Annotated in this window: 8 protein-coding genes; 3 read left to right on the top strand and 5 right to left on the bottom strand. The window is 74.6% G+C overall.

The features are described 5' to 3' along the window. Nucleotides 1-67: 67 nt before the first annotated feature. The 3 genes from ACWIZO_RS17460 to tkt form a co-directional block, all read right to left on the bottom strand. Nucleotides 68-1,711, bottom strand: coding sequence for a glucose-6-phosphate isomerase (locus ACWIZO_RS17460; RefSeq protein ID WP_448638912.1), 1,644 nt, complete (start codon nucleotides 1,709-1,711; stop codon nucleotides 68-70). Next, complete coding sequence (gene tal / locus ACWIZO_RS17465; RefSeq protein ID WP_448638913.1) at nucleotides 1,708-2,811, bottom strand: transaldolase; 1,104 nt, start codon at nucleotides 2,809-2,811, stop codon at nucleotides 1,708-1,710. Before tal ends, ACWIZO_RS17460 begins: the two co-directional genes overlap by 4 nt. 61 nt (nucleotides 2,812-2,872) lie before the next feature. Beyond that, nucleotides 2,873-5,101, bottom strand: coding sequence for a transketolase (gene tkt, locus ACWIZO_RS17470; RefSeq protein ID WP_448638914.1), 2,229 nt, complete (start codon nucleotides 5,099-5,101; stop codon nucleotides 2,873-2,875). 347 nt (nucleotides 5,102-5,448) lie between these two features. On the opposite strand from tkt, the gene ACWIZO_RS17475 reads away from it, so the two are divergent. Further along, nucleotides 5,449-6,363: a heme o synthase gene (locus tag ACWIZO_RS17475; protein ID WP_448638915.1), complete on the top strand. Its 915-nt coding sequence runs from the start codon at nucleotides 5,449-5,451 to the stop codon at nucleotides 6,361-6,363. A gap of 30 nt (nucleotides 6,364-6,393) precedes the next feature. Beyond that, nucleotides 6,394-6,702, top strand: coding sequence for a cold-shock protein (locus tag ACWIZO_RS17480; RefSeq protein ID WP_448638916.1), 309 nt, complete (start codon nucleotides 6,394-6,396; stop codon nucleotides 6,700-6,702). Here ACWIZO_RS17480 and ACWIZO_RS17485 read toward each other — a convergent pair. Further along, nucleotides 6,651-7,064, bottom strand: coding sequence for a hypothetical protein (locus ACWIZO_RS17485; protein ID WP_448638917.1), 414 nt, complete (start codon nucleotides 7,062-7,064; stop codon nucleotides 6,651-6,653). The genes ACWIZO_RS17480 and ACWIZO_RS17485 overlap by 52 nt on opposite strands. Before the next feature lie 38 nt (nucleotides 7,065-7,102). After that, complete coding sequence (locus tag ACWIZO_RS17490; RefSeq protein ID WP_448638918.1) at nucleotides 7,103-8,032, bottom strand: COX15/CtaA family protein; 930 nt, start codon at nucleotides 8,030-8,032, stop codon at nucleotides 7,103-7,105. 209 nt (nucleotides 8,033-8,241) lie between these two features. Between ACWIZO_RS17490 and ACWIZO_RS17495 the strand changes: the two genes are divergently transcribed. Then, nucleotides 8,242-10,773, top strand: a complete 2,532-nt coding sequence (locus ACWIZO_RS17495; RefSeq protein ID WP_448638919.1) for an ATP-dependent Clp protease ATP-binding subunit — start codon at nucleotides 8,242-8,244, stop codon at nucleotides 10,771-10,773. Nucleotides 10,774-10,780: the final 7 nt, after the last annotated feature.

The following is a 10,780-nucleotide window of genomic DNA, read 5'->3' on the forward strand; positions in this document are numbered from 1 at the left end:
TCGGGGGCGGCGCGGATCGGGGGCGAGGCGGGTCAGGGGGAGGCGGTCGGGGCGGTCCGGGGCGGCCTCAGGGAAGGGCGCGCAGCAGCTGGTCGGTGCCCGCCGACCGGTCGGTCAGGTGCAGGTGCAGCAGCGGGCGCCCGCGCTCGGCCAGCGCCCGCCGGTCGCCTGCGGCCTGGGCGGCCTGCAGCGCGCCGAAGGACCACGGCCGGCCGGGTACCGGGAGGTCCTGCTCCACGGCTCCGGTGACCTGCAGGAACGCGCCGACCTGCGGCCCGCCGCGGTGGTACTGGCCGGTGGCGTGCAGGGACCGCGGCCCCCACCCGAAGGTGACCGCGTGCCCGGTCCGCCGGGCCAGCGCGGCCCGCAGCTCGCCGGCGCGGGCGTCGGCGTCCCGGTCGAGGAAGGCCGTGACCGCCAGGTAGCCCCGCGGCGGGACCGCGGCCAGCAGCGCGTCGAGGGCCAGGGTCAGGGCGTCGGTCTGCGACAGGTCGACCCCGTCCAGCACACCGCCGTCCAGCCCATCACCGCCCGGCCCACCGCCCGGGGCGTGCAGCTGCACCGCGCCCACCGTCGCCACCGGCCGCTCGGCGGGCAGGCCGTCGTCCAGGAAGCGGGCGGTGTCCGCCGCGCTCCCGGCGACGTCGGGCTGGTCGAACGGGTTGATCCCGAGCACCCGCCCGGCCACCGCCGTCGCGTACTCCCAGCCGAGGAACTGCGCGCCCAGCGGGCCGGTGACGCCGATCGAGGGCCGGCCCTCCACCGGGTCGCCGCCGACGACGGCCAGCAGCGCGTCCGGCGCCGCCGCGCCGGGGGCGGTGACCGACTCGAGGACGACGGGCAGCAGCCCGCGCCCCTGCTTGCCGGTGGCCCCGGCGACCAGCTGCTCGACCCAGAGGCCGAGGCCCACGATGCGGGTGCCGTCACCGCCCGGGCCGCCGTCGGCCAGCGCGATCTTGTCGCGGCCGGTGCGGAAGCCCGCGCCCATCGCCACCCCGAGCTCCAGTGCCGGGTTGCGCGGTTCGGTGAGGTGCTCGGCGAGGTCGGCGGCGTCCTCGAGCAGCGGGGCGACGTCGACGCCGGCCAGCGCGGCCGGGACCAGGCCGGCGGCCGACAGCGCGCCGTAGCGGCCGTCGGCGTCCGGGGCGGCGAGGAACACCGCACGGGCGCCCATCGCCGCCGCCGTCTCCGCCGGTGCCGACCCGGGCTCGGCGACGACGACGAACCGCCGGCCGACCTGGGCCTCGTCCAGCCCCGCCGCGGTGAGGGCGGCGAGGAACGCGCGCCGGTGGCTGTCGGTCTCCACCGCGTCGCCGGACCCCGGGCTGAGCACGACCACGGTGCGGTCGAGGTCGGTCATCGCCGCGGCGACCTGGCCGGGGTCGGTGCTGTCGAGCACCACCAGCGGCACGCCCGCCGTCCGGCAGACGACCTCGGCCGCCAGCGCGGCGCCGCCGGTCCCGGCGAGGACCACGCGGTCCAGCCCCTCGGCGGCGAGCTCGGCGCGCAGCGCGGCCAGCCGGGCGAGGAGCTCCCGGCTGGTCGCCGGGGAGTCGAGCCAGCCGAGCCGCACGGAGGCCTCCTGCTCGGCCTCGGGGCCCCAGAGGGTGGCGTCCTCGGCGACCAGCCGGGCGGCGACGTCGTCGCCGGCCAGCTGGGTGCGGACGACCTCCGGGACCTCGAGACCGCGGCAGGAGACCTCCAGGGTCACGCCTTGTCCTCCAGCTGCTCGCGCACCGAGGCGGTCAGCTCGTCCCACGAGTCGACGAACTTCTGCACGCCCTCGTCCTCGAGGACGCGGAAGACGTCGTCGAGGTCGACCCCGGCGTCGGCGATGGCCTGCATCGTGGCCGCGGCCTCCTCGTAGGTCTTCTGCACCGGGGTGCCCGGGCTGCCGTGGTCGGCGTACGCCTTCATCGTCTTCTCCGGCATCGTGTTCACGGTGCCGGGGGCGATCAGCTCGCTGACGTAGAGGGTGTCGGGGTAGGCCGGGTCCTTGACGCCGGTCGAGGCCCACAGCGGCCGCTGCGGACGGGCGCCCTTGGCCTGCAGCGCCCTCCAGCGGTCGGAGGAGAAGACCTCCACGTAGGCCTGGTAGGCCAGCTGGGCGTTGGCCAGCGCCGCCTTGCCCTTGAGCTGGTCGGCGCCGGCCTTCTCCAGCCGCTTGTCGATCTCGCTGTCCACGCGGGACACGAAGAATGAGGCCACCGAGGCGATCTGGGTCAGGTCGGCGTCGGCGTCCTCGGCCACGCGCTGCTCCAGGCCGGAGAGGTAGGCGTCCATGACGGCGCGGTACCGCTCGAGGCTGAAGATGAGGGTGACGTTGACGCTGATGCCCCGGGCGATCGAGGTGGTGATCGCCGCCAGGCCCGCCTGGGTGGCCGGGATCTTGATGAAGAGGTTCGGCCGGTCGACCAGCCACCACAGGTGGGCGGCCTCGGCGGCGGTCGCGTCGGTGTCGTGCGCCAGGCCCGGCGCCACCTCCAGGGACACGCGACCGTCACCCGGCTGCCGCTCGGCGACGGGCGCGAGCAGGTCGCACGCGTCGCGGACGTCGGCCGCGGTGATGGTCCGCAGCGCCTCCTCGACGCTGACCTTCCGGACGGCCATCGCGTGCAGCTGGTCGTCGTAGGAGTCCGACCCGCTGATGGCCGCGGCGAAGATCGTCGGGTTGGTGGTGACGCCGACGACGGAGTACTCGTCGACCAGCGACTGCAGGTTCCCGCTGCGGATGCGGTCGCGGGAGAGGTCGTCGAGCCAGACGGCGACCCCTGCCGACGACAGCTCGGCCAGCTTCTCGTTCTGTGCCATGTCTCTGCCTTCCGTTCTGATCGGGCCGGTCTGACTGGGCCGGTCTGACTGGGCCGGAGCCTCAGCGGTCGCCGGTCGGGTGGGGGAGCCCGCCGGTCGCTGCAACCGGTCCGGCGGGGACGGCGTTCCCGGATCGGGCCGCCTCGATGCTCTCGCGGGCCGCGGCGACGACGGCCTCGTCGGTCAGCCCGAACTCCTCGTAGAGGACCGAGTAGGCCGCGCTGGCGCCGTAGTGGGTGAGGCCCACGATGCGGCCGGCGTCGCCGACGAACTCCCGCCAGCCCATGGGGACGCCGGCCTCGACGCTCACCCGGGCGCGGACCGACGGCGGCAGGACCTCGTCCTTGTAGGCCTGGTCCTGGTCGGCGAACCACTCGACGCAGGGCACCGACACCACGCGGGTCGGGACGCCGTCGGCCTCCAGGCGCTCGCGGGCGGCGACGGCGATCTGCACCTCCGAGCCGGTGCCCAGCAGGATCACCTCCGGCTGCCCGTTGCTCGCGTCGGCCAGCACGTAGGCCCCGCGGGCGGTGCCCTCGGCGGAGCCGAACTCCGAGCGGTCGAAGACCGGCAGGTTCTGCCGCGACAGCAGCAGCCCGGCCGGGCGATCGTTGTTCTCCAGCACCGTCCGCCAGGCGACGGTCACCTCGTTGGCGTCGGCCGGGCGGACGACGTCGAGGCCGGGGATGGCCCGCAGCGCGGCGAAGTGCTCGATCGGCTGGTGGGTCGGGCCGTCCTCGCCCAGGCCGATCGAGTCGTGCGTCCACACGTAGGTGACCGGCAGCTGCATGAGCGCGGCCAGCCGCACCGCGCCGCGCATGTAGTCGGAGAAGGTGAGGAAGGTGCCGCCGTAGACGCGGGTGCCGCCGTGCAGCGCGATGCCGTTCATGATCGCGCCCATGGCGTGCTCGCGGACGCCGAAGTGCAGGGTCCGGCCGTAGGGGCCGCCGCTCCACATCTTCGTCTGGCGGTCGGCCGGCAGGAACGACGGCTCGCCCTCGACGGCGGTGTTGTTGCTCTCCGCCAGGTCGGCCGACCCGCCCCACAGCTCGGGCAGCGCCGGGTAGAGCGCGGCGAGCACCTTGCCCGAGGCCTTGCGGGTGGCCACGCCCTTGGGGTCGGCGTCGAAGGTGGGCAGCCCGTCCGCGAAGCCCTCGGGCAGCCGGCGCTCGCGCATCCGCTCGAGCAGGGCGGCCCGCTCGGGCTCGGACTGCGCCCACTCGTCGAAGCGCGGCTGCCACTCGGCGTGCTCCTGCTGCCCCTTCTCCACCACCGAGCGGGCGTGGGCGATGACCTCGTCGTCGACCTGGAAGGTCTGCCCGGGGTCGAAGCCCAGGACCTCCTTGGTGGCCCGCACCTCGTCCTCGCCGAGCGCGGAGCCGTGCGCGGCCCCGGTGTTCTGCTTGTTCGGCGCCGGCCAGCCGATGATCGTCCGCAGCACGATCATCGACGGGCGCCCGGTCTCGGCCTTCGCGGCGGCGAACGCGGCGTCGACCGCGGCCAGGTCCTCGCCGTCGTCGACGTGCTGGACGTGCCAGCCGTAGGCCTCGTAGCGCTTGCCGACGTCCTCGGTGAACGCGACGTTCGTGTCGTCCTCGATGGAGATCTGGTTGTCGTCGTAGACGAGCACCAGGTTGCCCAGCTGCTGGGTGCCGGCCAGCGACGACGCCTCGCCGCTGACGCCCTCCTCCAGGTCGCCGTCGGAGGCGAAGGCCCAGATCGTGTGGTCGAAGAGGCTCTCGCCCTCGGGGGTGTCGGGGTCGAGCAGGCCGCGCTCGCGGCGGGCGGCCATGGCCATGCCCACGGCGTTGCCGACGCCCTGGCCGAGCGGGCCGGTCGTGGTCTCGACGCCCGGGGTGTGGTTGACCTCGGGGTGGCCCGGGGTCTTCGAGCCCCAGGTGCGCAGCGCCTGCAGGTCCTCGAGCTCGAGGCCGTAGCCGGAGAGGTAGAGCTGGACGTAGAGGGTCAGGCTCGAGTGGCCCATCGACAGGACGAACCGGTCACGGGCGACCCAGTTCGGGTCGCTCGGGTCGTGCCGCAGCCACTTGTGGAAGAGCAGGTAGGCCGTGGGCGCCATGCTCATGGCGGTGCCGGGGTGCCCGTTGCCGACCTTCTGGACGGCGTCCATGGCCAACACGCGCGCGGTGTCGATGGCACGGCGGTCGAGGTCGCCGAAGCCCTCGGGCAGCGTCGGGTGCGGCTGGCGCGGGGAGCCGGTGGGCGAGTCGGTGGCGGCCTCGGCCGGGGCCTCGGACTCGGTGCTCTTCGTGTCGTTGGCCTGAGTGGTCATGTCGGGCGCTGCTCCTCGAGATCGGCCGTGGACGGGGCCGTCCGGGGGACCGGGGTGTCCCGTGCTCCCGGGCGGATGACGCGGTGCGGTCCCCGGTAGGGCGCCGTGCCTCCGGGCGTCGGTGACCCGAGACCTCCGTCGTCGTCGTCGACGGCCCTACCCGCTGTCCCCCCGGCGTCAACGTGATCGGACCCTAGTCATCCCGGGCCGTCCCTAGTCATCCCGGGCCGTCCCCGCCGTGGCCGCGGGCTACAGTGGGGTCCGTTCCGTCGCCGGTCTGAAGGGACCTCCGTGCTGCCGTCCTGCCCGGTGGTGCCCTGCCGCCCGCGCGTGGAGGAGACCGTCCGGTGACGGCCGTCTCCGAGCGACCGGTCGTCTCCGCGCGCCGCCTGTCCGAGGTGGTGGGCGCCTACGTCGCGCTGACCAAGCCCAAGCTCGTCGAGCTGCTGCTGGTGACGACGCTGCCGGCGATGATGATGGCTGCCGACGGGTGGCCCTCCTGGCAGCTCGTGGGCGCCACGATGGTCGGCGGGATGTTCGCCGCGGGCGCGGCCAACACGTTCAACTGCTGGTACGACCGGGACATCGACCGGCTGATGTCGCGCACGCGCAACCGGCCGATCCCCTCCGGGATGGTGTCCCCGCGGGCGGCCCTGGTGTTCGGGGCGGTCCTCGCCGCGGCCTCGCTGGCCCTGCTCTGGGTCGCCACCACGCCGCTGGCCACGGCGCTGGCCGCGGTCGCGATCCTGGCCTACTCCGTCGTCTACACGATGGTGCTCAAGCGCCGCACCCGGCACAACACCGTCTTCGGGGCCTTCCCCGGGGCGGCGCCGGTGCTCATCGGGTGGGCGGCGGTCACCGGGTCGCTGGACTGGCCGGCGCTCGCCTTCTTCGCCGTCGTCTTCTGCTGGCAGATGCCGCACTTCTGGGCCCTCGCCAGCCGGTACCGCGACGACTACGCCCGCGCCGGCGTCCCCATGCTGTCGGTGGTCGCCGGCCCGGCGAGCGTCGGGCGGCAGTCGGTCGCGTGGGCGTGGGCGACTCTCGGGGCCACCCTGCTCATGGGGTCGGTCACCCCGGTCCTGAACTGGGCCTTCGCCATCGGGGGAGGCCTCCTCGGCGCCTGGTACGTGGCCGAGTCCCACCAGTGGCTGAACCGGATCCGCGCCGCGGTGCCCGATCGGCCGATGAAGCTGTTCTCGGTGTCGATCACGCACATGACGCTGCTGTCCATCGCGATCGCCGTCGACGTCCTCGTCTGAGCCGCCGACCGCGTCGGTGGTGCTCTCCGCATGACGACGCGGGGAACGGTGCGGGTCTGGCACGACGCCGAGGGCTGGGGCGTCGTCGACTCCCCGGAGACGCCCGGGGGCTGCTGGGTCCACTTCAACTCCGTCCTCGTCCCCGGCCACCGGGCGCTGCGGCCGGGCCAGGAGGTCGAGCTGGAGCACGAGACGGCGGTGCAGGACGGCTACGCACACCGCGCGGTGCGGGTCTGGCCGGCCGGCTCCGAGCCGGTGGACGCGTCGGTCGAGCCGCCCGGGGCCGGCTACACCAGCACGCTCACGCTCACCTTCGACGACGACGACCGCGCGCACTGAGGCCGTCGAGCACCGCCGGGTGCGCCCGTCGTCGACCTGGTGCTGTCTCGACGTGCGCGAGACAGCACCAGGTCGACACGCGGCGTCCGGCCGCCGCCCGACGACGACGGGCTCAGGTGCGGCGCCCGGCGACGAGCCAGCAGCAGGACGGCGTCGGCGCTCCCGTCGGCGAACGGCAGCCGGCGCGCGTCGCCGAGCGCGACCGAGGCCAGCCCGGCGTGCGCGGCCTGCCGCGCGCGCGGCAGCCACCGGCTCAGCACCTCCCGGGTGCGCAGCTCCTCGAGGCGGCCGACGCCGCCGTCCAGGCGCTCCTGCTTCCGGGACCGGGCGCAGTGGTCGAGGACCTCGGTGTCGAGTCGCACCGGTCGAGCCTCACAGCCCGGGGAGCGCCGCCCGGCGCTCAGCGGGTGACGGCGGCGGGGACGGCGGGGGCGTCGAGCGGCTGCTCGCTCGCCGGGCCACGGACCGACCACACCAGCCGGGCGGTGGCCACGGTGATCAGCACCGCGCCCAGCATGTGCAGCAGGACCAGCACCACCGGCAGTCCGGTGAAGTACTGCGCGAAGCCGACCAGCCCCTGCAGCAGCTGGACGACCAGCAGGTCGCGGGCGGCACGCGTGACACGGCCGGGGGCGTCGGTGGCGTACAGCGCCACGAGCAGCGCCACGGTCAGCCCGACGAGCAGGAACACGACGTCGGCGTGCAGCTGGCTGATCGCCTCCAGGTCGAAGCCCATGCGGTCGCCGGTCGGGACGTCGTTCACGTCGACGTCGCCGCTGTGCGGCCCGCTGCCGGTCACCAGGGTCCCCAGCACCAGCACGGCGGCGGTCACCGCGGCGATCCCGCCGGTCAGGAGGGCGAGTGGACGGCGGACGACCGGCTGGCCGACGCCGGGCTCCCGGGACCGCAGCCACAGCACGGTCGCGATCGCGACGAGCACCGTCGAGATGAGGAAGTGCGCGGCGACCGTCCAGGGGTTCAGCCCGGTGAGCACCGTGATGCCGCCCAGCCCCGCCTGGGCGGGGATGCCGAGGAAGCTGAGCAGGGCCAGCGGGCGCAGGTCGCGGCGCGGGGACCGCCAGACCGCCACGACCACGGCCAGGGCCACGGCGGCGAGCACGAAGGTCAGCGTCCGGTTGCCGAACTCGATGACGCCCCGGACACCCATCTCGGGCGTGGTGACCAGGCTCTCCTCGGTGCAGGTGGGGAACGTCGGGCAGCCCAGCCCGGAACCGGTGAGCCGGACGGCGCCGCCGGTGACGACGATCGCGCCGTTGGCGACCAGGTTGACGAGGGCGACCCGCGAGACCAGCGAGGGGGTGACCTGCACGTCCCGATGCTAGCCGCGCCGGCGGGCACCTCCCGTTCGCCGAGGGCGGATCACAGGGCGGAAGCGTGGGCCGGCCTCCCGCGCTCCACCCGGTGCCAGCGGCGCACGCGCCGCTCCCGGTGTCGGTGCGGCCATCCGGGTACGGGCCCCCTGAGCGGGAGCCCTCCGGCAGGGCCCACCGACCGCTCCGACCCCCTTGGACGTGAGGCATGACCACCCCCTTCTACCCGGGCCCCTACGGCAGCCCCTTCGACGACTTCTTCGCCCGCTTCATCGGCGGTCAGCAGCCGCAGCGGCAGCGCATCGACATCACCCAGTTCCTCAGCCAGCAGGCACGCGAGCTGGTCAACGCCGCGGCCCACCAGGCGGTGGCCGGCGGCAGCGCCGACCTCGACACCGAGCACCTGCTGTGGGCCATGACCGGCGACGAGACGACCCGCCAGTTCCTCGCCCGCACCGGCCTGGACCCCGACCAGCTGCGGGCCCAGCTCGAGCCGCAGCTGCAGCGCGGCGAGCCCCGCGACGAGCCGCCGTCGCTCACCCCGGCCGCCAAGCGGGCGCTGCTCGACGCCCACCGCGTCTCCCGCGCGCTGGGCTCCACCTACATCGGCCCCGAGCACCTGTTGTTCGCCCTGGCCGTCAACCCCGACTCCCCGGGCGGACGCGTGCTGCGCGAGCGGGGCGTCACCCCGGAGGCGCTCCAGCAGGCCGCCACCGGGAGCCCGCAACCCGGCGGCGGCCGTCCGGGCGGCCCCGGTCAGCCGGGGGCCTCGAACACCCCGACGCTCGACGAGTTCGGCCGCGACCTGACCCAGCTGGCCCGCGACGGCCGCATCGACCCGGTCATCGGCCGCGAGGCGGAGATCGAGCAGACCGTCGAGGTGCTGTCCCGGCGGCGGAAGAACAACCCGGTGCTCATCGGCGAGGCCGGCGTCGGCAAGACGGCGATCGTCGAGGGCATCGCCGCGCAGATCGTCGAGGGCGACGTCCCCGAGACGCTGCGCGGGCGGCGGCTGGTCGAGCTCGACCTGACCGGCCTGGTCGCCGGCACCCGGTACCGCGGTGACTTCGAGGAGCGGGTCAAGAAGATCATCGACGAGATCCGCGAGCACTCCGACGAGGTGATCGTCTTCATCGACGAGCTGCACACCGTCGTCGGCGCCGGCTCCTCTGAGGGCTCCGGCGGCGCGGGCAACATGCTCAAGCCGGCCCTGGCCCGCGGCGAGCTGCACATCATCGGCGCGACCACGCTCGACGAGTACCGCCGCAACATCGAGAAGGACGCGGCGCTGGAGCGCCGGTTCCAGCCGATCCTGGTGGCCGAGCCCAGCGTCGAGGACACCGTGTCCATCCTCTGCGGGCTGCGCGACCGGTACGAGGCCCACCACGGCGTGCGGTTCACCGACGACGCCGTCCGCGCCGCGGTCGAGCTCTCCGACCGCTACGTGACCGACCGGCACCTGCCCGACAAGGCCATCGACCTCATCGACCAGGCCGGCGCGCGGGTCCGCCGGCGGGTGAAGACCCCGCCCACCGACCTGCGCGGCCTCGAGCAGGAGGTCGAGCGGCTGCAGCGGGAGAAGGACCAGGCGGTCTCGGCCGAGCAGTACGAGCGGGCCTCGGAGCTGCGCGACCAGCTCGCCGAGGCGCAGGCGCGCCTCGAGCAGGCGCGGTCCGGCGGCGGACAGGCCGGCGTCCCGGAGGTGGGCGTCGAGGACATCGCCGAGGTGGTCTCCCGGCAGACCGGCATCCCGGTGTCCCAGCTGACCCAGGAGGAGGTGCAGCGGCTGCTCGGGCTCGAGGAGCACCTGCACCAGCGGGTGGTCGGCCAGGACGACGCCGTCCGCGTGGTCGCCGAGGCGGTGCGCCGCTCGCGCGTCGGCCTGGGCGACCCCGACCGGCCGATCGGCAGCTTCCTGTTCCTCGGGCCCACCGGCGTCGGCAAGACCGAGCTGGCCCGCGCGCTGGCCGAGGCCCTCTTCGGCGACCAGGACCGGATGATCCGGCTGGACATGAGCGAGTTCCAGGAGCGGCACACCGTCAGCCGCCTGGTGGGCTCCCCGCCCGGGTACGTCGGCTACGAGGACGCCGGCCAGCTCACCGAGGCCGTGCGCCGCCGTCCCTACTCGGTGGTGCTGCTCGACGAGATCGAGAAGGCGCACCCCGACGTCTTCAACACCCTCCTGCAGGTGCTCGACGACGGCCGGCTCACCGACTCCCAGGGCCGCACGGTCGACTTCAAGAACACCGTGCTGATCATGACGAGCAACCTGGGCTCGGAGCTCATCCAGGGCCGCAACGCCCCGCTGGGCTTCGGCACCGGCGACGGCGCGGCGGCCGACGCCGGGCTGCGCGACCGCCTGGTGCGGCGGCTGCGCGAGTCGTTCCGGCCGGAGTTCCTCAACCGGATCGACGAGGTCGTCGTGTTCCAGCAGCTGGAGAGCGAGCAGCTGCAGCAGATCACGCGGCTGCTGCTCGACGACACCCGCCGCCGGCTGTCGGCCCAGGGCATCGAGGTCGCCTTCACCGACGAGGCCGTCGCCTGGATCGCCGACCGCGGCTTCGAGCCGCAGTTCGGCGCCCGGCCGCTGCGCCGGGCCATCCAGCGGGAGGTCGACAACCCGCTGGCCCGGCTGCTGCTCGACGGCCGGGTGGGCGCCGGGCGCCAGGTCACCGTCGGCGTGCGCGACGGCGCGCTCGACTTCGAGGTCGCCGGCGCGGAGGTCGCCGGACGAGCCTGAGGCTCCT

The organism is Geodermatophilus sp. URMC 63 (genome assembly GCF_053502565.1).